Below are 23,758 nucleotides of genomic sequence, written 5' to 3' on the forward strand. Positions count from 1 at the left end.
TACCGACCCACCACCTGTCACGGTCGGGCTTGTCCCGTGGTTCCATCCTTCGAGACGCCGCCCGCACACGTCATAAGGGCGCGGCTCCTCAGGATGAGGCGGTTCTCTTCCTCATGCTGAGGAGCGCCCGCAAAGGGCGCGTCTCGAAGCATGCCGGGCCGGGAGCTCAAAAGGTCCGCCAAGAACCCAAAGAGAGCGAATCCTGACGCGACGAAAGGAAAGCAATGACATCGGCGCCATAACGCCATTCAGTTCTGACAGACTCAGTTCTGGGCGGTCTGCAGCTTGCGGTCGATGTGGCTGGCCAGTTCCACCGAGGCGCGGCCATCGACCAGCAGGCCGTTGTCGCGCTGATAGGCCTCGATGGCGGCGGTGGTCTTCTCGCCCTGCTGGCCGTCGATCGGCCCCGGGCTGTAGCCGAGCTCGGTCAAGCCCGCCTGCACCCGCGCGACCGCCGAGTTGTTGGCGGAGCGGTCCTTGGAGGCCCAGATCGGGTCGCCGAGGTTGATGATGTCCTCGTCGGTGAGCGCGCCGGTCAGGCCGCCGGCGGCAGCACCGATCAGGACGCCCTCCAGAATCGAGAGGCCGGTCACCGCGCCGACGACGGCGCCCGCTGCCGCGCCGATGCCCGCGCCCGAGCCGGCGCGGTCGCCGGTGCTGCTGCCGCAGGCGGAAATCAGAAGGGTCGCGCCCAAAACGAGCGCCAGGGCAGAACGTGTCATCGCAACTCTCCAGGAAGCAATTCACCCTAGGATAGACCAGGGACAGGGGCATTTCATTCCCAATCCAACCCTCTTGGCAGGCGGGCGTCCCCCCGGCGCATGGCAGCCCTGCCCCAAAGCCGTCTTGCCAGCAGCGGGTATCCGGTGCTACCCGAACGCCCTGAAGCAACGGCGGCGGCCTCTGCCGCGCCGCCTTACTCGGAGCCTTGATGTCAGGGATTGTGCCCACCTGCTGATCCGTTGTCCTGAGGGTTGAACCCGCCTCGTGGGGCTGGGCCTGACGGAAGCAGACGGACTCGAGCAGCCTTGACGCCGCCGCCGCGATGCGGTCCGGCGGCGTGCAGGCGTGGGTTCAAATGCGGGGACACTCCCCTCTCCGAGTACATCATCATGAACATTTCCAAGGGCGAACAGCGCGTGCTCCACGTGCTGGCGCAGGGCGGATTGATCCGTCATGAGCGCGGCACGGGCCGCAAGATCACCAAGGTTCTTTGTGTCACGCGGGACGGGCACGTGCTGTCCGACTGCACGCTGTCACTCTTCAACCGCCTGCGGCGCCGGCGCCTGATCATCTCCCAGGGCGGCCGGCCCTACCGCATATCCCAGTTGGGCCGCGAGTCCGTGCGCCCGCAGTTCGACAACCGCTAGGGGCGGAACAGCAACAAGGACAAGAGAAACATGACCGAAAAAGAAAAGCGTGCCATCCGCCCCGCGGCGGCCGATGACCAGTCCGCAATTCTGGATCTGGCCGTGGCCAGCGGCTTGTTCCAGGAGGACGAAACCGCCGTGTTGGCGGAGATGCTCGCCGACGCCTTCAACGGCGATCTGCAGGACCATCACTGGATCGTCCTGGAGGACGCCGCAACGGTGATCGCCGCCGCCTATGTCGCCCCGGAGGTGATGAGCGACCGGGCCTGGAACCTCTATTTCATAGCCGTTGCGCGGCAGAACCAAGGCCGGGGCCACGGCACAGCGCTGCTGGCCCATGTGGAGGGGATGCTGCGCGGGCAGGACGCACGCCTGTTGTTGATCGAGACCTCCGGGCTCGAAAGCTTCGCCGCGACACGGCGCTTCTATCTGGGCAACGGCTATGAGGAAGAAGCGCGGATCCGCGACTTCTATCGCACAGGCGAGGACAAGGTCGTGTTCCGCAAACTGCTCTGATTGTCGGGTTTAGAGCGGATTCACCTGCTCGGATGGACTCACGGTGTGTTTCCCTCTGAACACGATCCGCTCTAGCTCGCCTTCTTCGCCGCAGCCTGGCCCTTGCTCTGGGCCACCGGCAGCACGAGGCGGAACAGCGTGCCCTCGGCGTCGGAACGCTCCATGCGGATGTCACCGCCGTGGGCACGCATGATGTCGTGGGCGATGGAAAGGCCGAGACCTGATCCGCCTTCGCGGGTCGAGCCGGTGAAGGGCTTGAAGAGGTGCTCCTTGGCCTCCTCCGGCAGGCCCGGGCCGTTGTCCTCCACGTCGATGACCAGGAAGTCGCGCACCGGGCGGGCGTCGATGCGCACCTCGCCGGCCCCGGCCTCCAGGGCGTTGCGCCCGAGGTTGATGAAGACGCGGTAAAGCTGCTCGCGGTCTGCCTCGACCACGAAGCCGCGCTCCACCTCGTTCAGCCAGCCGGCGCGCCCGGCGCCGACGCCGGCCAGACCTTCGCGCACCTCGGTCATGAGGTCGCGCAGGTCAAAGCGGTTGAGCTCCAGATGGGCCGGCCCTTCCCGCGTGAACTGCAGCGTCTGGGCGCAGAGATGCAGGGCCCGGTCGATGGCGCCGACCAGGGTGGGGGCCATGGAGCGCACGGCCGGGTCGCCGCTGCGGGCCAGGCGCTCCGAGATCAGGCTGGCGGTGGCGAGAATGTTGCGCAGGTCGTGGTTGACCTTGGTGACGGCGGTGCCCAGGGCCGCAAGCCGGGTTTTCTGCAGCAGCGCGGCGCGCAGCCCCTCCTGCATCGTCACCAGCTCGCGCTCGGCGATGCCGACTTCGTCGCTGCGCTCGGAGGGTTGCAGCCCCCCGGCGGCAACCTCGGGGTTTTCGCGAAAGGCGGCCATGCTGGCGGTGATGCGCCGCATGGGCCTGACCATCAGCAGATGCAGACTGAGGTAGACCAGCGCCGCGGTGAAGATCGAGATGATCAGGGAGAGCTGCAGAATGCGGTAGGAGTAGTCGTACATATCGCGGCGCATCGGCGCTTCGTCCAGCACGACCTCCACCAGCACCGCGGGGTCCTTGGGCGAGGGACCGACGATCCGCAGCAGGCGGTTCTCAGGCGCCGCCAGGGCAACCACCGCATCGCCGATCAGACCAAAGAAGCTGGCCTCGCGCAGATCGTAGCTGGCGTCGATGCCCTCCGGCCCCTCGACCATGAGCATCAGCTTGCCGCGGTCCGGCTTGGTGAGGGCCACCATATAGGCGCCGACATGCTGCAGCAGTTCGGCTTCCAGATCCTTGCTCACCATGTTGTCCGGGGTCGCTTCGAGGGCGAGGATAGAGAGATGCGCCGCGGCCAGCCGCTCCTGCAGATAGACCAGGCGCATACGGCCGATGGAGGGCGCATAGATCAGCACCTCCGCCACCATCACGAAGAAGATCGTCAGCAGCAGAAGCTTGGCCGAAAGGCTTTTGGTGAGAGGCGGCAGGCGGAGCCTGTTCCCCGGCGACTTAGGACCCAACATAGCCCTGGCTTATAGCACGGCTCCGGCAGGCTCGGGAATCGGCGCCGCCAAAGGCTGCCGGGGCTTCGATCGGCCGGAAGCGGCGGCTTTCAGGCCTCAAAAGGCGAGGCGCCCGGCCCCGCCAGGCCGCCGCACGTAGAGCGGGACAGCTTGCGGAAGACCGGGCGCCGAAAAGGAAGATCCTGTCTCCGCCCTTAGTTGGACTTGGCGGCGCAGGGATTGCAGGGGTTCTTGGCAGCGCAAGGATTGCAGGGGTTGGCAGCCGCACAGGGATTGCAGGGGTTGCAAGGATTGCAGGCCGCCGGCTTCAGCACCTTGGCGGCGCAGGGGTTGCAGGCCGCTTTGGCCGCACAGGGGCTGCAGGGATTGCAGGCCGCCACCTGAACCGGGGCGTTCGAAGCGTTGGCTGCGGCGAGCGGCATCGCCACCGCACCGGCGGAAACAGTGGCAACACTCAGCGCAACAAGGGTTTTCTTCAGCATCGTCAATAAGCCTCCAAGCTTGATCGATCCGTCTCGGCGCCCCAAGGAAGAGCGCCTTCGAACCGGCGGGCCGCCGATGTGGGGCCGTTGCGTGCCGGTGCTTCCAAGAATGGTGGGATGCGCGATCAATCTCGAATCACGCTCCGGCGATCAGCTTCAACTTTCTGTGAAATAAGCCCTTTTCCGGCCACAGGACGCCCACGGCGGAAGCGCAGAGGCCCTGCCGGCGCCAATGGGTGGAGCCGTTCGGGAAGCCGTTCGGCTGGCGGTCGAGGAGAGGGCCTCAGCCCTGCTTGCGGGCCTTCAGCTTCTTGTACACCACGGGAATCACCGCCAGCACCGCCAGCCCCAGGATGGGCGCAAGGATCTGGGGCTGAAAGATGATGCCCGCATCGGGCACTTCGCCGCGGTCGAAGATGGCCCCGACCCCATTGCCGACCAGCGCGTAGACAAAGGTGCCAGGAATGATGCCGATGAAGGTGCCGATGACAAATATCCTTAAAGGGACCCCGAGAAACGCCGGCACCAGATTGACGATGAAGAAGGGAAAGAGGGGGACCAGCCGCAGGACCAGCATGTAATTGAGAGCGTTCTCCTGAAATCCTGCTTCCATTTTCTGGATAGCCGCGCCCGCCTTGGCGCGCAGCAGGTCCGCAAAGGCATAGCGCGCTGCCAGGAACAGAGCGCTGGCGCCCAGGGTTGCGCCGACAACCACGTAGATCGTGGCGAAGTATGGTCCGAAGAGAAACCCCGCTGTGATGGTCAAGAGCGCCGCGGCAGGGATCGAGCAAGCGGCAACGATCGCATAGAGCGTCACGAAGCCGAGCCCCGACAGAATTCCGTACTGCGCGACCAGCTCCAGCAGGTTGGCGCGGTTTTCCTTCAAGACATCGAAGCTGACGTAGCGGTGCCAGCCGAGCAGGAAGAAGAGGCCGAGCCCCGCCAGCAGAACGAAGATCGGCACGAAGCGGCCGAGAGAGATGCCTTTCCTGGCGGCAGTCTCGGTCTGCTCGGGGGTGGGGTCGGTCATGGACACTCCCTGGGACGGTCCCGGACAATCCCCGGTGGTAGCCGGAACATGGTTAACCAAAGGCTAATGCAGGCCCGTCAGGGCCGGCGGCGGGGCGGTCGGGTTCGCTGGGAGGCGGCGCAAAACCGAACACCCGAGCGTTTTAGCCCCTGGCCGGTCCGGCGACCAGTCACCATGGTGTGAGCCCTGCGCGATGGGCGGCCAGGCCTTGCTTTGGGGTTCCCGGAAGGAGGCGTGGGAAACCCCTGCCCCCGCGCCGTGTCGGAACCGCTGGAAAGAAAGGCGCGCGGCGGGCCTTGCGGTCGTTGACAGAGCCGGGAGGCGCCCTTATACAGCCCCGTCAATTCAAGAGTCAGCCTGGTACTGGAGACCGACCGTGAAGCGCACCTATCAGCCCTCTGTGCTGGTCCGCAAGCGCCGCCACGGGTTCCGCGCACGTAAAGGAACCGTTGGCGGGCGCCGCATACTCGCTCGACGCCGCGCCAAGGGCCGCAAGCGCCTTTCCGCTTAAGGGGTCGTGATGCCGACCGTCGGGCGGCTGAAGACACGACCTCAGTTTCTCAGGGTCGCAGCCGCCAAGCGCAAGTGGGCGACGCCGGGCCTTGTCCTGCAGGCTGCCCAACGTCCTGAACAGCGGCGGACCGGCACTCAGCAGGTCAGCACGACACGGCAAAGGGGCGCCCCGGCCACTGATCGCCCGGCCACTGATCGCCCGGCCACCGGTTGCGATGATCAGGCAGACGTCCGGGTCGGCTTCACGGTTACGCGGCGGATCGGCAATGCGGTCACGCGCAACCGGGCCAAGCGGCGCCTGCGTGCCGCGGCCGCCGAGATCTTTCCGCGTCTGGGCCGCAAGGGTACGGACTATGTGGTTATCGGCCGCGCCGGCACGCTGACTCGGCCTTACGACAAGCTGCTGGGTGACCTGGAACAGGCCATCGGCAGGCTGGACCGCAGGCAGGAGCGCGGCAAAAAGGCCCGGCACGAACCGGGCGACGGCAAGGCGCCCGGCGCCGCGCCGCAGGGAACACCAGAGGAGGCATCTTAATGGGGGCCTTGCGCCTTGTGATGCTGGTCTTGATCCGGGGCTATCAGCTTCTGATCTCGCCCTTCTTCCCCCCGTCCTGCCGCTATTACCCCAGCTGCTCCGAGTATGCCCGCCAGGCCGTCGTCCGCCATGGCCCTCTACGGGGCGGGTGGCTGGCCCTGCGCCGGCTGCTGCGCTGCCACCCCTGGGCGGGCTGGGGCTATGACCCCGTGCCCGACCCGATGCCGGACCGGGCGCCCAATTCCATGTCGGCGGCGGGAGCCGCAAAGAAATCCGCCGGCGGGCTTGGCCTTTGCGCCGATTGTCGCCATCTAGACCACTAACGTAGCCGCAGAGGCCCGCCCGCGGGGAGCCCATCGAGTCCTATGGAACAGCGCAACCTTCTCTTGGCGATCGTCCTGTCGGTAGCCATCCTTTTCGGCTTCCAGATGCTTTTCCCGCCGCCCCCGCCGCCGGTCCAGCAGCCGGAGACGGTCGGCGAGCAGGGCTCGACGCCGGTCCCGGGGCAAGGCGCCGCCCCGTCGATCCCCGGTCTGCCCGGCGGGGTACCGGCCGCCCAGGTGCGCGAAGAGGCGATCGGGATCAGCCCGCGGATCGAGATCGACAGCGAGAACCTGGGGGGCTCCATCGCCCTGCGCGGCGCCAAGCTGGACGACCTGGTGCTGAGGCAGTTCCGCGAGACCCTGGACGAAGACAGCCCGCTGATCACCTATCTCTCGCCGGAAGGCTCCGCCGATCCCTACTTCGCACGCTTCGGCTGGGCCGCCGCCCCAGGTACCACGGTCACCCTGCCGGATGCCCAGACCCTCTGGCAGTCCGAGGGCGGGACCCTGACCCCCGACACCCCGGTCACCCTGCGCTGGAACAACGGTGAGGGGCTGACCTTCGAACAGGTCTTCGAGCTCGACGACGAATACCTCTTCACCGTGACCCAGCGGGTCGTCAACGATGCCGGCGCAGAGGTTCAACTGGCGCCCTTCGGCCTGATCTCCCGAACCAATACACCGGAGATCCTGGGCTTCTTCATTCTCCATGAGGGCCCCTTGGGCGTCTTCGACGAGGTCTTGAAGGAAGTCGACTACGACGAACTGAAAGACGACTTCGAGGGCCGCGACGTCGTGATCGAAACGCCGACCACCGGCGGCTGGATCGGCATCACCGACAAATACTGGCTGGCAGCCCTGATCCCGGAACAGAGCCAGGCGGTGAAGACGCGCTTCCTCTACAATCAGCGCGACGGCCGCGATCACTACCAGACGGACATGATCTACGACGCCACCGCCGTTCCCGCGGGGGGCAGCGTCGAGATCACCAACCGGCTTTTCGCCGGTGCCAAAGAAGTGGTGAAGCTGGACGCCTACGAGGAACAGTTCGGCATCGTGGGCTTCGACCGGGCGGTCGACTTCGGCTGGTTCTACTACCTCACCAAGCCGCTGTTCTATGCCCTGCACTGGTTGAACGCGACCCTCGGCAACTTCGGTCTCGCCATCCTGGCGCTGACCGTGGCCATCAAGCTGGTGTTCTTCCCGCTGGCCAACAAGTCCTACAGATCCATGGCCAAGATGCGTAAGCTGCAGCCACAGATGCTGGAACTGCGCGAGCGCTTCGCCGAGGACAAGCAGCGCCTGAACCAGGAGATGATGGCGCTCTACAAGCGCGAGGGGGCCAACCCGCTGTCGGGCTGCCTGCCGATCCTCATTCAGATCCCGGTCTTCTTCGCGCTCTACAAGGTGATGTTCGTCACCATCGAGATGCGCCACGCCCCCTTCTACGGCTGGATCCAGGATCTCTCGGCGCCGGACCCGACCTCCATCCTCAACGGCTTCGGCCTGCTGCCCTGGGGCGTGCCCGAACTGGGCATCCTGAACCTCCTGAACCTCGGCGTCTGGCCGCTGCTGATGGGCATCTCTATGTTCCTGCAGCAGAAGCTGAACCCCCAGCCGCCCGACCCGGTGCAGGCCAAGATCTTCCTGATGATGCCGATCATCTTCACCTTCCTGCTGGCGACCTTCCCGGCGGGCCTGGTGATCTATTGGACCTGGAACAACGTGCTCTCCATCGCCCAGCAGGCCATCATCATGAAGCGCGCCGGGGTGCCGATCGGCGGCGGCTCCGCCACCAAGCCGACGACCTGACCGGAGAGGCGGGACGGCCCGGGGAACAGCCCGGACGCCGTCCCTGCCGCCAACCGCGATGACTCCAGAGACAGGACCAGAGACCGGAGAGGCCGCCGAAGCCGAAGCCGCGGCGCTGGAGGCCGGGCGCCTGCTTTTCGCCGGACCCTGCGACTTCCTGATCTCGGCGGCGGACAAGAACCAGATCCCCGCCTTCGGTCCCGCCGAGGTCGCCTTCGCCGGCCGCTCCAACGTCGGCAAGTCGAGCCTGATCAACGCCCTCACCGGGCGCAAGACCCTGGCCCGCACCTCCGGCACGCCGGGCCGCACGCGGCTGCTGAACTTCTTCGATCTCGGCGGGCGGCTGATCCTGGTGGACCTGCCGGGCTACGGCTATGCCCGCGCCTCCAAGACCGACATCGAACGCTGGACCCGCCTCACCCGCGGCTACCTGAAGGGCCGCTCGGAACTGCGCCGGGTCTGTCTGCTGATCGACTCCCGCCACGGCCTGAAGGCCAGCGACCACCAGGTGATGAACGAACTGGACAAGGCCGCCGTCTCCTATCAGGTGGTGCTGACCAAGGCCGACAAGATGAAGCCCGGGCCGCTGGCGCGCATGGCTGAGGAAACGGGCAAGTCCTTGGCCAAACGCCCGGCCGCCCACCCGGTCTGCCTGATCACCTCGGCGGAGAGCGGGGCCGGGATCGCGGAGATGCGCGGCGCCCTGGCGGCGCTGGCCGAACCGCCCGGCAGGGGTTAGAGTGGCGCCGGCCGAAAGGGGCACGGCCCAAAGAAGCGGAGTAGGTTAGGGGGAAGTACCGGCGCCGCAGCGGGGGCCGGGGGATCTAGAGCATGAAACGCAACAGCATCAGCGACACCAAGCACTGGCTGCGCACGGCCCGGACCATCACCGAGGCTCTGCCCTTCATGCGCCGCTACTCCGGCAAGACCTTCGTCATCAAGTACGGCGGACATGCCATGGTGGACGAGGAGCTTGCCGCGCTCTTCGCCAGCGACATCGTTCTTCTGAAGCAGGTCGGTGTGAACCCCATCGTGGTGCACGGCGGCGGCCCGCAGATCGGCCGCATGCTGAAACGGCTGTCGGTCGAGAGCGAGTTCGTCGACGGCCTCAGGGTCACCGACGCCAAGACCGTCGAGGTCGTGGAGATGGTGCTCTCCGGGACCATCAACAAGTCGATCGTCAGTGCCATCAATGCCGCCGGCGGCCGGGCGGTGGGCCTGTCCGGCAAGGACGGCAGTCTGATCCAGGCGCAGAAGCTGAAGCGCACCACCCGCGACCCGGATTCCAACATCGAGAAGGTGCTGGACCTCGGCTTCGTCGGCGAGCCGACCATGGTCGATCCGCGCATCCTCTCCGCACTGCAGGACTCCGGCCTGATCCCGGTCATCGCCCCCATCGGCATGGGCCCCAAGGGCGAGACCTACAACATCAATGCAGACACAGTGGCCGGCGCAGTGGCGGCGGCTGCCGGCGCTTCGCGTCTGTTGATGCTGACCGACGTCGTCGGCGTGCTGGACAAGAAGGGCGAGCTGCTGTCGGACCTCAGTGCCGGCGAGGTGGCTGGGCTGCAACAGGACGGCACCATCTCCGGCGGTATGATCCCCAAGCTGGAGACCTGCGTGAAGGCGGTGGAGAACGGCGTCGAGGCGGCGGTCATCCTGGACGGCCGCATGCCCCACTCCATGCTGTTGGAGATCTTCACCGGCGCCGGCATCGGCACCCTGATCCACCGCTAGTGGGCTGGCGAGGAGTTCCCGACAGCCGGCCCATGCTTCGAGACGTTCGCTGCGCTCTCTCCTCAGCATGAGGGTGAGTTCTTGAAGCTCCTCAGTCCTCATCCTGAGGAGCGCGCTAAGGCGCGCGTCTCGAAGGATGGAGAACCATGGGCCGAAAGCGCCAGTAGCCCGTGAGACGTCAGTGCGTCAGTCGGTCAGGCTGGCGAAGAAATCGAGCTGCCACTTCATCTCTTCCGGCGACAGCGGGAAGTCGGTGCCGTTGCGCGCGTGCAGGGCCTTGTTGGGGGGAATACCGCCCATGTTGGTCTGAAGCTGCAGAGCCATGCGCATGGAGCAGCCGGCCTTCCAGGCAAGGGCGGTCACACCCTTGGCAGAGCGGCCGCTGAGGACACGTTCGACAAGCCCGACATCGATCTCGCCGAGCAACGCCAGGCCATGGCACACGAACTCGCGCTTGCCGGCCAGCACCGCATCGCCCAGAACCTCGTTGTTCAGCTTGCCGGCCTTGAACAGGCGCGCAGCCTCTTCCGCGCCGCTGAAGGCGGGCTCCGCCGCTTCTGCCGGCGCGCTCTCGGCGACCCGGCGACGCACTTCTTTGGCCACGGCCTCCGCCGTTTCCTTGTCGATGTCGTTGCGCTGCTTCAGCTTCTCCAGCAGGGACTCGGCCACCAGGGAGGCCAGCTTGCGCACCGCCTTGGACGACAGCTTGGGCCGCTCGACCAGCGGCTGCTGCCAGCTCGGTTCGCTGGCAGAACCATCGATCAGGGCATCGAGGGTCTCCTCGCGGATCTGCGCCGAATCATTGCCCAGCAGCTCTGCGACGGCGCGGCGGTCGTCACGCCTGACGATGGCATCGGAGACCGCCTCGCCGACATGCTCGCGGCGGGAGATGGCGCAGAGCCGAGCGCCCGAAACACTGCTGGCGATGATCTCCAGAAGGTCTTCGTCGCTGAGCAGCGGCGAGAACTCCAGCACCGGGCAGGCGACGATGTCCTCGGCATCGCGGGCGAGGCGCTGGATAACCTGCGGCGGCGCGTTGGCGACCGACTTCAGGGTCTCGGCCAGAATCTGACGTACCTGAGTGGCCTGGTCCTTGGCCAGCAGCTCCAGGGTCTCGACGACGAAGTGCTGGGCCTTTTCCTGGGTGCCGGGGTTTTCCTGGCGAGTCAGCTCGGCAACCTTTGTCGCCAGTTCGGCCCGCACCTTTTCGTCGTTGTCGCGCGCCAGGATGAGGTCGGCCTGACGCGGTGTTTTGTCGTTGGCGGCAATGCGCCGGCGCACCTCCGAGGAGGGGTCCTGCGAGAGGTAATAGAGCAGTTCCGGGCGCAGGTCCTGGCGCGAGGCGAGGTCCGCGCGGTCCTTGTCGGAGCCGCCTTCCGCCAGCGCCTTGCTCTCCTCATAGGAAAGCTCGGCCGGCGCCTTTTTGCGTTTGAGACCGAAAGCCATCAGTCGGCTGCCTTGCGGCGATCATAGGCCGTAGCCAGTCGAAGCGCGTTCTTGCCGGACCGCTTGGCGCTGTACATCGCCTCGTCGGCGCGGCGCAGAAGCGATTCGAGGCTCTCGCCCTTCGTCGGTTCGTGAATGGCGATGCCAAGCGAAAAGCCGAGCGGATGGTCGGCATCGCCGGAGTAACCGCGCAGACGCTCGGCCAGCTTCAGCAGCTGTTCGCCTTTGCGCTCCGCCTCGGCGTGGTCCATGCCCTCCAGAAACAGCGCGAACTCGTCGCCGCCGAGGCGTGCCGCCAGATCGCCGGAACGCGACTGTTCCTTCAGCAGAGCGGCAACGTCCAGCAACGCTTCGTCGCCGGTCTGATGGCCGTGGGTGTCGTTGACCTGCTTGAAGTTGTCGAGGTCGACGTAGATCAGCGCACCCGCCCCCTTGGCGCCGCTGTCCGCCGCCACGCGCTTCTCCAGCTTGGCGGTGAAGCTGCGCCGGTTGTCCAGGCCGGTGAGCGGATCGGTCATGGAGAGGACCTCCATCTCCGTCTGCCGCGCCAACTGCTCGATGGCAAGGCCGACCTGTCCGGAGATGTTGTTGAGCAGGCTGCGGTCCTCCTGGTTCCAGCCGCGGCCGCCGCTGGCCCGCCACACGCAGAGCAGACCGTTCATCTCGTCGCGAAACTGGGTGGCGCGGATGAGGACGGCACCGCTGTTGCGCTCCAGCTCGGCGGTGAGTTTCTCAGGCGTCAGCATCCCCGAGAGGGCGGAGAGATCATGGGTGTCCACCGCCTGCCCAGCCTGAGCCAAAGGCTGGCCGATCTCCCCTTCGATCAGCGCGTGAATGGAGATGCCCGTAAGCGCCAGCGCGGGAAGCAGCGCCTCCGCCGTCGCCGTCAACATCCGCTGCGGCTCCAGTTCCCGGCGCACCATGTTGACAATGTAGGAGAACAGGCGCTCCCGGTTCTGCGCCTCGGCAAGCTCCGCCTCGTGGCAGCGCAGCTCCGTGATGTCCCGGCACACCCCGCGCGCGCCGAGCCAGGCGCCGCCGTGGCCTGTCAGGGGCAGGACGGTCGACAACAGGCAAAGGCCTTCGCCGGCAGCATCGCGGACCCAGATTTCGGCTTCCTCGACCGGCTCCTTCGCGCTGAAAGGGTTTCTGTCCGCAAGCTTGCTGTCCAGCAACAGATCGCTGGCCGGGCGCCCGACCAGTTCCGAGGCCTGATAGCCCAGTGCACCGCGCGGCGAGACGAAGGCAAAGCGACCTTCGGCATCTGTCTCCCAGGCGAAGTCGTTGGAGATCTCCACCAGATCCTTGTAGCGCTGGCGCGACTCCACCAGGGCCGAGCGCAGGCTGCGCTCCAGAGTCACGTCGCGCCCGAGGAGGAGCGCTGCGGTTCCTTCGCTCCAGGGCAGCACGGTGACGTCGAAGGCGCGTTCGACCGACTTGCCGCCCTCCGTCGCGGTCACCACCAGCGGGTTGACCTGGGCCGCGGTTCCCAGAATGGCGGCGCGCACGGCTTCGCGCAGTTCCTCGTGGCCGCCCGCGGTCAGGAGCGTCGCGATGGGTGTCGCAAGCTCGTTGGCATGCAGCACGATGCCGTTGTGGCCCGCGAGCAGCACGGCGCCGGGATAGAGCTCCAAAGCACCATGGGCGCCGAACAGCGCGGGAGGCGCCGCATCTTCGAGGATCTGCTCGTAGCTGCCCTGCAGGCCGGCATCTTGTGTGGGGCCGCTCTTAGCGGGCGACCTTGCCATGAGACCCCCTTTTCGGCCACGGCCTGCGTCATCCGGCCGTGTGGTCTGGCAGCGTGATCAAGCGGTGTGATCAGGCGGTGTGATTGAACGCCCCTAAAGTGCGCCATCTGCCGTTAAGATGCACTTAAGTGGAGAGGCCGAAACCCCTGCGATACGGCCATTCCTGCGTGTCCAAATTGGGGCATTCACACGCCATCAGCGAAGTTCGACCCAGGGTTCAAGCCCTTAACCTTCGGCTAACCCTGAGGGCCGGTCCGGGATCATCCCGCGGGCGGTCCACGGCCGGCGGGAAGCGCACGGGCAGCAGGGGGGACAATTGACAGGACGGCACGCCTACCGCATGTTCCCAGGTATCTGTTCCATGGGCATTTACGCCCCGTTCACCGCCTGAACCAAGCTGCAGGACCCCCATGCAAAGTGACCAGTTGAAGGGCATCATCGAGAATGCCTGGGAAGACCGCGAATCGGTCAACACGGGAACCACCGGCGAGATCCGCGATGCGGTGACCGCGGCGCTGGAGGGGCTGGATTCCGGCAGCTTCCGCGTCGCCGAAAAGGGCGGCGACGGCTGGCAGGTGAACCAGTGGTTGAAGAAGGCGGTTCTGCTGTCCTTCCGTCTCAACGACATGGGCTTGATCGCCGGCGGCCCGGGCCAGGCGACCGCCTGGTGGGACAAGGTGCCTTCGAAGTTCGAGGGTTGGGGTGAGAACCGCTTCCGCGACGCCGGCTTCCGGGCGGTCCCCAACTGCACCGTGCGCCACTCCGCCTACATCGCCCCCGGCGTGGTCCTGATGCCCAGCTTCGTCAACCTGGGCGCCTATGTGGACAGTGGCACCATGGTGGATACCTGGGCAACCGTCGGCTCCTGCGCCCAGATCGGCAAGAACGTGCACCTCTCCGGCGGGGCGGGGATCGGCGGCGTGCTGGAGCCGCTGCAGGCCGGCCCGGTGATCATCGAGGACAACTGCTTCGTCGGCGCCCGCTCGGAGGTGGTGGAGGGTGTGGTGGTCGAAGAGGGCTCGGTCCTCTCCATGGGCGTCTACATCGGCGCCTCCACCAAGATCGTCGACCGCAACAGCGGCGAGGTCTTCATGGGCCGGGTGCCGGCCTACTCCGTCGTCGTTCCCGGCAGCCTGCCGGGCAAGCCGCTGCCCGACGGCAGCCCGGGCCCGAGCCTCTATTGTGCGGTCATCATCAAGCAGGTCGACGAGCGCACCCGCGCCAAAACTTCGATCAACGACCTGCTGCGCGACTGACCGCATGCTCATGGCCGCACCAAAGATCGAAACGCTCGAACTGGCGCAGGCGCTGATCCGCTGTCCCAGCGTCACCCCGGCGGAAGCGGGCAGCCTGGACGTTCTGAGCGAAGCGCTGGAAGGGCTCGGCTTCACCTGCCATCGCCTGCCCTTTGCCGAGGACAACAGCGCCGAGGTCGACAACCTCTATGCCCGCCTGGGCGAGAGCGGCCCCAACCTCTGCTTTGCCGGCCACACCGACGTGGTCCCGGTGGGCGACCCCGGCGACTGGAGCGTCGACCCCTTCGCAGCCGAGGTCCGCGACGGCCGGCTCTATGGCCGCGGCGCGGTGGACATGAAGGGCTCGATCGCCGCTTTTGTCGCCGCCGTCAGCGGCTTCCTGGCGGAGGGCGGCAAGCCCAAGGGCTCCCTGTCCCTGCTCATCACCTGCGACGAGGAGGGCGAGGCCATCAACGGCACCCGCAAGGTGCTGCGCTGGCTGGGCGAGCAGGGCGAGACGCTGGACAGCTGCCTGGTCGGCGAGCCCACCAGCAACGAAGCCCTGGCGGATATGGTGAAGATCGGCCGCCGCGGCAGCCTGAACGCCCGGCTCTCGGTCTGCGGCACCCAAGGGCACACCGCCTATCCCCACCTGGCCGACAACCCGCTGCACCACCTGACGCGCATGCTGGACGCGCTGATCGGCGAGGCCCTGGACGGCGGCAATGCGCACTTCCCGCCCTCCAGCCTGCAGATCACCTCCGTCGACGTCGGCAACGCCACCACCAATGTGATCCCGGCGGCGGCCGAAGCGCGCTTCAACGTGCGCTTCAACAACCTCTATGACAGCGCGGCGGTGGAACGCTGGATCCGCGAACGCCTGGACCGGGCGCTCGACGCTTCGCGCGGCGCGGCTTACGACCTGAAGATCCGGGTCTCCGGCGAATCCTTCCTCTGCCCGCCCGGCCCCTGGAGCGACCTAGTCTCGGCGGCGGTGGAGGAGATCACCGGCAAGCCGCCGGAGCTGGGCACCAGCGGCGGCACCTCCGACGCCCGCTTCATCAAGGACCACTGCACCGTGGCCGAACTGGGCCTGATGAACGCCACCGCCCACAAGGTGGACGAGAACGTCAGCCTGGAAGACCTCGCGGCGCTGACGGCGATCTACCGCAGCTTGCTGGAGCGCCACGCCACCGGCTGACCCGGCGCTCTGGTCACGATCCCTCGAAAGCTTCCTCGGGATAGCCGACCTCGGTGAGAAAGAGGCCGCAGGCAGGCGCCGTGGGGCCGGCCGCCGCGCGGTCGCGCGCCTCCAGGGCGCGTTGCAGGTCCCGGGCGCGCCACTTGCCCCCGCCCACCAGCTTCAGCGAACCGGCGAAGTTGCGGATCTGGTGATGCAGGAAGGAGCGCGCCTCGGCGTGGATTTCGATGGTCTGGCCGACGTTGTCGGCCCGGGACGTGACATCCAGGCGGTCGAGGGTTTTCACTGGCGACTTGGCCTGGCACTCGCTGGCCCGGAATGACGTGAAGTCGTGCTGCCCCACCAGTACCTGGGCCGCCGCATGCATGGCGGCAGCGTCCAGCGGCTGGGGCACGAACCAGGCCTGGCCGCGCTCCAGCGCCAGGGGCGCGCGGCGATTGACGATGCGGTAGCGATAGGCGCGGCGGTCGGCGGAAAAGCGGGCGTGAAAGTCCGCCGGCACCCGGCGCGCCGCCAGCACCGCCACCGGTGCCGGCTTCAGGTGAAAGTTCAGGGCGGCCATCACGCGGTCCGGCTCCGCCTCCTTCGCCAGATCCAGGTGCGCCGATTGTGCCAGGGCGTGGACCCCGGCATCGGTGCGCCCGGCCCCCTCGACCAGCACGGTCTCGCCGCAAAAGCGGGTCACGGCCTCCTCCAAGGCGGCCTGGACGGATGGGCCGTTCGTCTGGCGCTGCCAGCCGACGAAGGCGCCGCCGTCGTACTCGACGATGATCTGGAAGCGCGACACGCCGGCGGCTACCCGGCAGCCGGGCCGAGCGGCAGGCGGCTGCCGGTGGCGAGGTCGAAGCCGCGCAGAAAAGCCTCCGCCGACATCGCCGCGCGCCCGGCCCGCTGAACCTGCAGCAGCCGCAAGGCGCCGGCGCCGCAGGCAATGGTGGGGGCCTGGTCCAGCACCGCGCCGGGCGGTCCGCCCTGCGGCAGCGGCGTGGCGGCCAGCACTTTCACCCGTTCCGCCTTGCCGTCGTGCTCCACCTCGAAGAAGGCACCGGGCCAGGGCGTGAAGGCCCTGACACGGCGATCCAGCTCCGCCGCCGGCTCTGACCAGTCGAGACGGCCTTCGCTCTTCTCCAGCTTTTCGGCGTACGTGACGCCGAAGGCCGGCTGCGGCTGGGCCTGCAGGCGCCCGCGCGCGACGCCGGCCAGGGCCTCGACAATGAGCCGCGCGCCCAAGGCCGCGAGCGCATCGTGGAGCTGCTGGGAATTGGTGTCCGGCCCGATGGCCAGGCTTTCCTGCAGCAGGATGGCACCGGTATCGAGGCCCGCGTCCATCTGCATGATGGTGATTCCGGTCTTCTGGTCGCCGGCCAGAATGGCCCTCTGGATGGGGGCCGCCCCGCGCCAGCGGGGCAGCAGGGAAGCATGGATGTTCAAACAGCCGAAGCGGGGCGCCGAGAGGATCGCGGGCGGCAGGATGAGGCCGTAGGCCGCTACAACGGCCGCGTCGAGATGCAGGTCGGCAAAGGCGAGGGCCGCAGCTTCGGTGCGCAGGGTTTTCAGCGTTCGAACCGGCCAGCCCCGGGAATCGGCCAGGGCCTGGACGGGGGAGGGGCGGAATTTCTGCCCGCGCCCGGCCGGGCGCGGCGGCTGGGTGTAGGCGGCCACGATTTCGTGCCCCGCCTCGGCGATGGCCTCCAACGCCGGCAGGGCAAAGTCCGGGGTTCCCATGAAGGCCACACGCAGGGGTTTGCCCTGGCGGATGCCTGAAGAACGGGTGCTGTGTGCCGACTGTGGGGCCATCGGGCCGGACTCAGGCCGTGGCGTAGCTCGCCAGCGGCTTGTCCGCCTTCTTGGCCTTCAAGAGCTTGCGGAGGATCATGTTGCGCTTCAGTGCGGTCATGTGATCGACGAAGAGGATGCCTTCCAGGTGATCCATCTCGTGCTGGATGCAGGTGGCCAGCAGCCCTTCGGCCTTCAGCTCGCGGATCTCGTTCTCGCGGTCCAGGTAGCGCACCGTGATGGCCGCCGGGCGGACCACGTCGCCGTAATGCTCCGGCAGGGAGAGACAGCCTTCCTCGTAGTTGGAATCGTCGTCGGAGACCCAGGTGAGTTCCGGATTGGCCATGAAAAGCGGCGCCCGCTCCTCGTCCTCGCCGGCGACGTCAACGACGATCACCCGTTTCAGCACCCCCACCTGCGGTGCCGCCAGGCCGATGCCCGGGGCGTTGTACATGGTCTCCAGCATGTCATCCATCAGCCGGCGGATCTCGTCGTCCACCGCCTCCACAGGCGCGCAGACCTTCTTCAGGCGCGGATCGGGGGCGGTGATGATGGGAAGCAGGGCCATGGTCGGATCGCTGGAGTTGCTGATGGTTGCCGGTATTTGGCGCCGCCGCGCTGCGCCGGTCAGGCACTAGGTATTGTCTGCAGGGCCCAGGGTCAAGGAAATGGGGACCAAGGCGTTAGGGGGCCAAGGGATCGAAGGTGAGCGTGCCGGACAGTCCGCCCAGGCAGCTTGCTTAGGCCGGGACGTCGTGCTGTGTTAGTCTTCGATTCGCGTTCTGTTCTCTTTCGGAGTCGCACCATGGATTCCCTGGTGATTCTCGTTGCCGTCGTGGCGACCGCCGTCGCAGTCGTTCTGGGCTTGTTCCTGCTGCGCGAGCGGCAGCGATCAGCCCATCACGGCGTGCGCGAAGGCGAGTTGGCCGCCCTGACGGGCCGTCTGGCCCAGATGGCGGAAAGTCAGGCCGCGGTGCAGGCCCGGATCACCGATCAGCTTCAGGCCCAGGAACGCCAGATGGCCAAGGCGGTGGAGGACCGGCTGGAGAGCTTCTCCAAGCGCGTCGGCGACCGCCTGAACGAGAGCGCGACCAAGAGCCAGACCACCCTGACCGAGCTGCGCGAGCGCCTGGCCGTGATCGACAAGGCGCAGCAGAACCTGGCGGAGCTGTCCGGCCAGATGGTGGGGCTGCAGGACATCCTGGCCAACAAGCAGGCGCGCGGCGCCTTCGGCGAGGTGCAGCTGCGCGACCTGGTGGAGGCGGCGCTGCCGCCCTCGGCCTACGCCTTCCAGGCGACGCTGGGCAACGGTCGGCGGCCCGACTGCCTGCTGAATCTGCCCAATCCGCCGGGGCCGATTGCCATCGACGCCAAGTTCCCGCTGGAAAGCTATGAGGCCCTGCGTGCCGCGGGCAGCGACGAGGCCGCCCTGGCGCCCGCCCGCCGCGCCTTCGCCCAGGATCTGAAGCGCCACGTCCAGGACATCGCGGCGCGCTACATCCTGGCCGGCGAGACGGCGGAATCGGCGCTCTTGTTCCTGCCCAGCGAGGCGGTCTATGCCGAACTGCACGCCAATTTCCGCAGCGTCGTCGAGGAGTCCTACAAGGCACGGGTCTGGATCGTCTCCCCCACCACCCTGATGGCGACCCTGCACACGGTGCGGGCGGTGCTGAAAGACGTGCGCATGCGCGAGCAGGCGGGCATCATCCAGACCGAGGTGGAGAAGATGATGGGCGACGTCCTGCGCCTGGACAAACGGGTGAACAACCTGGAGAGCCACTTCGAGATGGCCCGCCGGGACATCCACGAGATCCGCACTTCCTCCGGCAAGATCCTGCGCCGCGGCGAGAAGATCGGCGAGCTGGAGCTGGAGGACGACGGCGCCGCCGCCACCCTGGAACCGGCCTCAGCGCCGCCGCCCCAGATCACCAAACACTGAATTGACTTATTTTAAGTTAAATTCGCCGATATCTGCAAATTAACGTGAATTTGCTTAATTCGACACTCTGATGCGGTAGCTGACCTCCGCCTCGCCGCCGGCCGGGACCTGCAGGCGCCAGACGATGCGGTTGGCGCTCTCCTTCTCGTGGGCCGCGCTTTCCTCCAGCATCGACCAGCCCTGGGGCAAGGTGCCGCCGACCAGCACCTCCACCGCTTCGGCCTTGGCGTTCTTCACAACGATACGCTGGCCGGTCTCGTAGCTGCGCTGGGACAGCCGCTCGAAGGCTGTGCGCGTGGCCCGCGCGGTGACGTCGAAGGCCCGGCCCAGGCTGAGCCGCGCGGTTTCGCCCTCCGACGTCTGGGCCATGCGGTCCTCACCCAGGAAAAGGGGCTGGCCGCCGGGCCCGGGCCCGTAGATCCGCACCACCCCCGACGGCAGCGGGGCGCCGAGCCCGAGGTCGGCAGAGTTCTCAAGCTCCATGACCAGGGCCGCGGAGACCGGGCCGATCTCCTCGATGTTCGGATTCCCCACGGCAAGACCGTCAAAGCGGTACTCGCGGGTGACCTTGACCCCAGCGGCGCTCATCAGCGGCACCTGCTTGGTCTCGCCGCGCAGCAGGGTGACCGGCAGGGCCACGCTGTAGACGTAGCGGTCCGAGGCCGACTGCGGTGCGCGCGCCACATCGGCCGGCACCGCCATGGCCTGGGGCATGGCCGCCTCCATCTCCTGCCGCGCCATCATCCGCGGGCGGACCGATTGATTCACCTGGCCGGCCACCAGCCGCAGATCAGCCGCCGGAAAGTCGCTGCGCGTCCCGTTGGTCAAGGTGGCGAGGGCCTGGAGGTCGAGGGTATCGTCGGCCTCGTTCAGCCGTGCCACGTAGTCGGCGCGCCAGGACAGCCCGGAGGTCAGATAGGCAAGCTGCAAGGCCTGTTCCCCGGCCGTCTGGCTGGCCAGGCGGGCGAGCAGCGCCGGCTCGCTGCGCAGGCCCGGCGGCAGCTCCGCAAAGGCGATCCGCCCCGGCGGCGAGATCTCGATCTGTCCGTCCACCCTCAGCACCAGGCCGCCGGCCAGGGAGAGCACCTCGGCGTCGAAGACCGTGTCGGCACCGGTTTCCGGGTGGGTCCGGATAAGGCGGACGGTCTTGCCAAGGGATGCCTCCAGGAGCCGCTGCGGGGTCAGCAGATCGGCGACGAAGCTCTGTTCCAGAACCCGGAGGCCCGGAGCGCTCAGCAGCACGGTCTCGGGCCGCAGCAGGTTGCTCACATCCTCGATCGCCAACTGGGACTCGCCGGCAGCCAAGTTCACGCGCCGTTGCTCGCTGACCAGCGCCAGGTCCTGCTCGTAGATCGTCAGCGCCAGGGCCTCGCGCCCCTCCGCCGTCAGGCGCGCTTCCTGAGCCGCCGCCGGCAGTGCAGAGGCGGCCAGAACCGCCGCCGCAGTGATCGCCAGAGCGGCGCGGCGGCGCAGGAAGCGCGCGTTTCGCCCGAACATCGTCGTCAGGGATGCCATTGTCTTTTTCTAACCTCGTTCAATACCTGCGGTGCGGCGGCGCGGCGGGAGCCTGCCAAGCAATTGCGGCAGCACTTGGGCGCAACCGCGACATTGGGGCGCAACCGCGACATTGGGGCGCAACCGGCGCAGCCTGGCTGTCGCCCGTTTCTTCAGGCCGGCCGCCGCGCCTTCAAGGCGGCGGTCAGGGTGCCGTCATCGAGGTAGTCCAGCTCGCCGCCCACCGGCACCCCGTGGGCCAGGCGGGAGAGCTTCACCGCGCCGCCGGCGAGGCGGTCTGTCACGTAGTGGGCGGTGGCCTGGCCGTCGACGGTGGCCGAGAGCGCCAGGATGACCTCCTCGACGCCGCCGCCTTCGACGCGCTCGATCAGCTTGGCCATGTGGAGCTGGTCGGGCCCACGCCCGTCGATGGCCGAGAGCGTGCCGCCGAGGACATGGTAGCGCCCCTTGAAGGCGCCGCTGCGTTCCAGCGCCCAGAGATCGGCCACCTCCTCCACCACACAGAGCAGGCGTCCATCGCGCTTAGGGTCCTGGCAGATGCCGCAGGGATCCTGCGTATCGAGGTTACCGCAGGTACTGCAGACGGTGATGGCCTCCGCCGCCTTGCCCATGGCATCGACCAGCGGCAGCATCAGCGCTTCGCGCTTTTTCATCAGATGGAGGACCGCCCGGCGCGCCGAGCGCGGCCCCAAGCCCGGCAGTCGGGCCAGCAGTTGAATCAGGCGGTCGAGGTCGCCGGCAATCATCGGCGGTTGGATCCGAAGCGCAGGAGCATGAGAAAGGCGCGCAGAAGCGGGCCGGTCAGAAGGGCAGCTTCATGCCCGGCGGCAGACTGAGCCCGCCGGTCACCTTCTGCATTTCCTCGGCGACCCTGACCTCCACCTTGGCCTTGGCATCGTTCACAGCGGCGACGATGAGGTCTTCCAGAACCTCCACGTCGCTGGGATCGACCAGGGAGGGGTCGATTTTCAGGCCGCGCAGCTCGGACTTGCCGTTCAACGTCGCGGTCACCATGCCGGCACCGGCCTGGCCGGAGACCTCGAGCTCGCCCAACTTCTCCTGCATCTCGGCCATCTTGGCCTGCATCTCCTGCGCCTGTTTCATCATCTGGCCCAGGTTTTTCATGCTTCGCCCTCTCCTTTTTCTTTACGACTCTCGTCGTCACGGGCGGCGGTCTCCGCGGCGCCCGTCTGTCTCGTGCCGTCGCGGCGCGCGACCAGTTCGGCATCCGGAAAGGTCTCCAGCGCCGCCTTGACCAGGGGATGTTCCATCACAGTCGCCCGCTTGCCGGCCTCCGCGGCGCGCTCCTGCTCGCGCAGGGTCGGCGCGCCCGCCTCCTGGGAAATGGCGATGATCCAGCGGCTGCCGCAGATCTCCTCCAGCACCGCGCCGAAGCGGTTCGCCAAGTTGGGTGGCGCTTCTTCACGGACGTTGATCTCGATGCGTCCGGGTTCGAAGCTGACCAGATGCACATCGTCCATCAGGTGGTTGGCCAGCATGGTCTCGCGCGCGCCGCGCACAAGGGCCACCGCCTCGGCGAAGCTCCGGGGCGTCTTATCGTCGGGCCCCGGGGACGGCTGCGAAACCGCCTCCGGCAGCAGGTCGAACGTCTCTTCCAGCGGCTGGGCCAGGGCGGCCTGGGGCGATCCGTCGGTCATCGGCGCCGGCTGGTCGCGTGGCGGCGGGGGTGCCGCGGCCTGGGGTCCCCCATCTGGGCCAACATCGGGTCCCGCCTCCGGCGGGCCGGCGAAAGGCTCCTGCGCCGGCGGCCGTGCAGCGGGTGCGGCCTTGCCGCCGGCAGCGGAGGCCGCTGCGCCGGCGTCCGCGGTCAGGCGCTGCACCAGGTCGGCCGGTGTCGGCAACTCGCTGGCATAGGCCAGACGGATCAGGGCCATTTCCGCCGCCTGAAGGGGGATGGGCGCGCTCTGCACCTCGCCCAGGCTCTTCAGAAGCATCTGCCAGATGCGCGCCAGGCTGGCCATGCTGAGGCGCTCGGACAATTCGCGCCCGCGCACCCGCTCGGTCTCCGGCTGACCCGGCGCATCGAGCGTGGCGGGGACCAGCTTGGCCCGGGTGAGGAAGTGGGACAGCTCCAGCAGGTCCTGGATCACCACCGCCGGGTCTGCGCCGGCGGCATGGAGGCCGGCCAGGATCTCCAGGCTTTCCGGCACCTTGCCGGTGACCACCGCGGTAAAGAGATCGAAGATGCGCGCCCGGTCGGCCAGGCCCAGCATGGCCTGCACCTGCTCGGCGCTGACCGTGGTGCCGCCGCCCAGCGCGATCGCCTGGTCCAGCAGGGAGAGGCCGTCGCGCGCCGAACCGTCGGCGGCCCGGGCAATCATCGCCAGGGCCTCCGCCTCCACCGTCACGTTCTCTTCCCCGGCGATGCGGGTAAAGAGGGCGGCCAGTTCCTCCTGCGCGAGCCGGCGCAGATCGAAGCGCTGGCAGCGCGACAAGACGGTGACCGGCACCTTGCGGATCTCGGTCGTAGCGAAGATGAAGACGACGTGCTCCGGCGGTTCTTCCAGGGTCTTCAACAGGGCGTTGAAGGCGCTGGTGGAGAGCATGTGCACTTCGTCGATGATGTAGATCTTGTAGCGCGCCTGCACCGGGCGGTAGCGCACGCCCTCGATCAGCTCACGGATATCGGCGACACCGGTGCGGCTGGCGGCGTCCATCTCGATCACGTCGACATGGCGGTCCTGGGCGATCGCCCGGCAGTGTTCGCAGACACCGCAGGGCGCGGGGGTGGGCCCGCCGGATCCGTCCGGCCCCACACAGTTGAGCGCCCGCGCGATGATGCGCGCCGTCGTGGTTTTGCCAACGCCGCGCACGCCGGTCAGCACGAAGGCATGGGCCAGGCGGCCGGTCTCGATGGCGTTGGTGAGGGTGCGGACCAGCGCTTCCTGGCCGACCAGGTCGGCGAAGCTGCTGGGGCGGTATTTGCGGGCGAGCACCCGATAGAGGCTGGCTTCGTCTCTGTCGCTGCTGGCGTCGCTCATAAAGCTGTCCGGGGGCTTTCCGGGAGGTTATCCGGGGGGTTCATCCGGCGGGTTCATCCGGGTG

General features: G+C 67.6%; 24 protein-coding genes. 11 read left to right on the forward strand and 13 right to left on the reverse strand.

The window, feature by feature from the left end; translation table 11 throughout:
- Positions 1 to 263 precede the first annotated feature (263 nt).
- A complete protein-coding gene (locus Q0982_RS09870; protein WP_299394806.1) occupies positions 264 to 722 on the reverse strand; it encodes a peptidoglycan-binding protein in 459 nt (152 codons plus the stop codon).
- A 390-nt stretch (positions 723 to 1,112) separates the two neighbouring features.
- On the opposite strand from Q0982_RS09870, the gene Q0982_RS09875 reads away from it, so the two are divergent.
- Both Q0982_RS09875 and Q0982_RS09880 read left to right on the forward strand, forming a co-directional pair.
- The gene (locus Q0982_RS09875; protein ID WP_299394808.1) at positions 1,113 to 1,370 is read left to right on the forward strand and encodes a YjhX family toxin; all 258 of its coding nucleotides are present in this window, start codon (positions 1,113 to 1,115) and stop codon (positions 1,368 to 1,370) included.
- Positions 1,371 to 1,400: 30 nt separating this feature from the next.
- A complete protein-coding gene (locus Q0982_RS09880) occupies positions 1,401 to 1,886 on the forward strand; it encodes a GNAT family N-acetyltransferase (protein ID WP_299394811.1) in 486 nt (161 codons plus the stop codon).
- A gap of 71 nt (positions 1,887 to 1,957) precedes the next feature.
- Here the strand turns inward: Q0982_RS09880 and Q0982_RS09885 are convergent, their stop codons facing one another.
- From Q0982_RS09885 to Q0982_RS09895, 3 genes are all read right to left on the reverse strand, one after another.
- Positions 1,958 to 3,400 carry a HAMP domain-containing sensor histidine kinase gene (locus Q0982_RS09885; RefSeq protein WP_299394813.1) on the reverse strand — a complete coding sequence of 481 codons (1,443 nt, stop codon included), beginning with the start codon at positions 3,398 to 3,400 and terminating at the stop codon, positions 1,958 to 1,960.
- 194 nt (positions 3,401 to 3,594) lie between these two features.
- The gene (locus tag Q0982_RS09890; RefSeq protein WP_299394816.1) at positions 3,595 to 3,882 is read right to left on the reverse strand and encodes a hypothetical protein; all 288 of its coding nucleotides are present in this window, start codon (positions 3,880 to 3,882) and stop codon (positions 3,595 to 3,597) included.
- 283 nt (positions 3,883 to 4,165) lie between these two features.
- Positions 4,166 to 4,912, reverse strand: coding sequence for a TVP38/TMEM64 family protein (locus Q0982_RS09895; protein WP_299394817.1), 747 nt, complete (start codon positions 4,910 to 4,912; stop codon positions 4,166 to 4,168).
- A 376-nt stretch (positions 4,913 to 5,288) separates the two neighbouring features.
- Here Q0982_RS09895 and rpmH point away from each other — a divergent pair, with 376 nt between their 5' ends.
- The 6 genes from rpmH to argB all read left to right on the forward strand — a co-directional run bounded on the left by rpmH (position 5,289) and on the right by argB (position 9,832).
- Positions 5,289 to 5,423, forward strand: coding sequence for a 50S ribosomal protein L34 (rpmH, locus tag Q0982_RS09900; RefSeq protein WP_299394819.1), 135 nt, complete (start codon positions 5,289 to 5,291; stop codon positions 5,421 to 5,423).
- Between the two features lie 9 nt (positions 5,424 to 5,432).
- A complete protein-coding gene (rnpA, locus tag Q0982_RS09905) occupies positions 5,433 to 5,960 on the forward strand; it encodes a ribonuclease P protein component (RefSeq protein WP_299394822.1) in 528 nt (175 codons plus the stop codon).
- 20 nt (positions 5,961 to 5,980) lie between these two features.
- The gene (yidD, locus tag Q0982_RS09910) at positions 5,981 to 6,283 is read left to right on the forward strand and encodes a membrane protein insertion efficiency factor YidD (protein ID WP_299394984.1); all 303 of its coding nucleotides are present in this window, start codon (positions 5,981 to 5,983) and stop codon (positions 6,281 to 6,283) included.
- A 42-nt stretch (positions 6,284 to 6,325) separates the two neighbouring features.
- Positions 6,326 to 8,095 carry a membrane protein insertase YidC gene (gene yidC, locus Q0982_RS09915; protein ID WP_299394824.1) on the forward strand — a complete coding sequence of 590 codons (1,770 nt, stop codon included), beginning with the start codon at positions 6,326 to 6,328 and terminating at the stop codon, positions 8,093 to 8,095.
- A 58-nt stretch (positions 8,096 to 8,153) separates the two neighbouring features.
- Positions 8,154 to 8,834: a ribosome biogenesis GTP-binding protein YihA/YsxC gene (gene yihA / locus Q0982_RS09920; RefSeq protein WP_299394827.1), complete on the forward strand. Its 681-nt coding sequence runs from the start codon at positions 8,154 to 8,156 to the stop codon at positions 8,832 to 8,834.
- A gap of 92 nt (positions 8,835 to 8,926) precedes the next feature.
- A complete protein-coding gene (gene argB / locus Q0982_RS09925; RefSeq protein WP_322096995.1) occupies positions 8,927 to 9,832 on the forward strand; it encodes an acetylglutamate kinase in 906 nt (301 codons plus the stop codon).
- 186 nt (positions 9,833 to 10,018) lie between these two features.
- Here the strand turns inward: argB and Q0982_RS09930 are convergent, their stop codons facing one another.
- Together Q0982_RS09930 and Q0982_RS09935 are read right to left on the reverse strand one after the other, a co-directional pair.
- The gene (locus tag Q0982_RS09930; RefSeq protein ID WP_299394828.1) at positions 10,019 to 11,278 is read right to left on the reverse strand and encodes a DUF2336 domain-containing protein; all 1,260 of its coding nucleotides are present in this window, start codon (positions 11,276 to 11,278) and stop codon (positions 10,019 to 10,021) included.
- A complete protein-coding gene (locus Q0982_RS09935; RefSeq protein WP_299394831.1) occupies positions 11,278 to 13,026 on the reverse strand; it encodes a diguanylate cyclase in 1,749 nt (582 codons plus the stop codon). Before Q0982_RS09935 ends, Q0982_RS09930 begins: the two co-directional genes overlap by 1 nt.
- Before the next feature lie 410 nt (positions 13,027 to 13,436).
- On the opposite strand from Q0982_RS09935, the gene dapD reads away from it, so the two are divergent.
- Together dapD and dapE are read left to right on the forward strand one after the other, a co-directional pair.
- Positions 13,437 to 14,282 (forward strand): 2,3,4,5-tetrahydropyridine-2,6-dicarboxylate N-succinyltransferase, encoded by an 846-nt coding sequence (gene dapD / locus Q0982_RS09940; RefSeq protein ID WP_299394833.1) that lies wholly within the window; start codon positions 13,437 to 13,439, stop codon positions 14,280 to 14,282.
- 4 nt (positions 14,283 to 14,286) lie between these two features.
- Positions 14,287 to 15,462: a succinyl-diaminopimelate desuccinylase gene (dapE, locus tag Q0982_RS09945; protein ID WP_367575447.1), complete on the forward strand. Its 1,176-nt coding sequence runs from the start codon at positions 14,287 to 14,289 to the stop codon at positions 15,460 to 15,462.
- Positions 15,463 to 15,475: 13 nt separating this feature from the next.
- Here dapE and truA read toward each other — a convergent pair whose 3' ends face one another.
- The 3 genes from truA to def are packed head-to-tail and all read right to left on the reverse strand — an operon-like array spanning position 15,476 to position 17,806.
- Positions 15,476 to 16,249, reverse strand: a complete 774-nt coding sequence (truA, locus tag Q0982_RS09950; protein WP_299394839.1) for a tRNA pseudouridine(38-40) synthase TruA — start codon at positions 16,247 to 16,249, stop codon at positions 15,476 to 15,478.
- Between the two features lie 8 nt (positions 16,250 to 16,257).
- The gene (fmt, locus tag Q0982_RS09955) at positions 16,258 to 17,259 is read right to left on the reverse strand and encodes a methionyl-tRNA formyltransferase (RefSeq protein WP_299394840.1); all 1,002 of its coding nucleotides are present in this window, start codon (positions 17,257 to 17,259) and stop codon (positions 16,258 to 16,260) included.
- Positions 17,260 to 17,269: 10 nt separating this feature from the next.
- The gene (def, locus tag Q0982_RS09960) at positions 17,270 to 17,806 is read right to left on the reverse strand and encodes a peptide deformylase (RefSeq protein ID WP_299394843.1); all 537 of its coding nucleotides are present in this window, start codon (positions 17,804 to 17,806) and stop codon (positions 17,270 to 17,272) included.
- Between the two features lie 237 nt (positions 17,807 to 18,043).
- On the opposite strand from def, the gene Q0982_RS09965 reads away from it, so the two are divergent.
- Entirely contained in the window at positions 18,044 to 19,177 is a 1,134-nt protein-coding gene (locus tag Q0982_RS09965) for a DNA recombination protein RmuC (protein ID WP_299394846.1), read from the forward strand.
- A 54-nt stretch (positions 19,178 to 19,231) separates the two neighbouring features.
- Here Q0982_RS09965 and Q0982_RS09970 read toward each other — a convergent pair whose 3' ends face one another.
- The 4 genes from Q0982_RS09970 to Q0982_RS09985 all read right to left on the reverse strand — a co-directional run bounded on the left by Q0982_RS09970 (position 19,232) and on the right by Q0982_RS09985 (position 23,694).
- Positions 19,232 to 20,692, reverse strand: coding sequence for a DUF4139 domain-containing protein (locus Q0982_RS09970; RefSeq protein WP_299394848.1), 1,461 nt, complete (start codon positions 20,690 to 20,692; stop codon positions 19,232 to 19,234).
- 152 nt (positions 20,693 to 20,844) lie between these two features.
- Positions 20,845 to 21,438: a recombination mediator RecR gene (gene recR, locus Q0982_RS09975; protein ID WP_299394851.1), complete on the reverse strand. Its 594-nt coding sequence runs from the start codon at positions 21,436 to 21,438 to the stop codon at positions 20,845 to 20,847.
- A 55-nt stretch (positions 21,439 to 21,493) separates the two neighbouring features.
- On the reverse strand, positions 21,494 to 21,817 hold the full coding sequence (locus Q0982_RS09980; RefSeq protein WP_299394854.1) for a YbaB/EbfC family nucleoid-associated protein: 324 nt from the start codon (positions 21,815 to 21,817) through the stop codon (positions 21,494 to 21,496).
- Positions 21,814 to 23,694, reverse strand: coding sequence for a DNA polymerase III subunit gamma/tau (locus Q0982_RS09985; RefSeq protein ID WP_299394856.1), 1,881 nt, complete (start codon positions 23,692 to 23,694; stop codon positions 21,814 to 21,816). Before Q0982_RS09985 ends, Q0982_RS09980 begins: the two co-directional genes overlap by 4 nt.
- Between the last annotated feature and the right edge of the window lie 64 nt (positions 23,695 to 23,758).

Source organism: Pelagibius sp. (genome assembly GCF_028281305.1).
GTDB lineage: Bacteria > Pseudomonadota > Alphaproteobacteria > Kiloniellales > Kiloniellaceae > Pelagibius.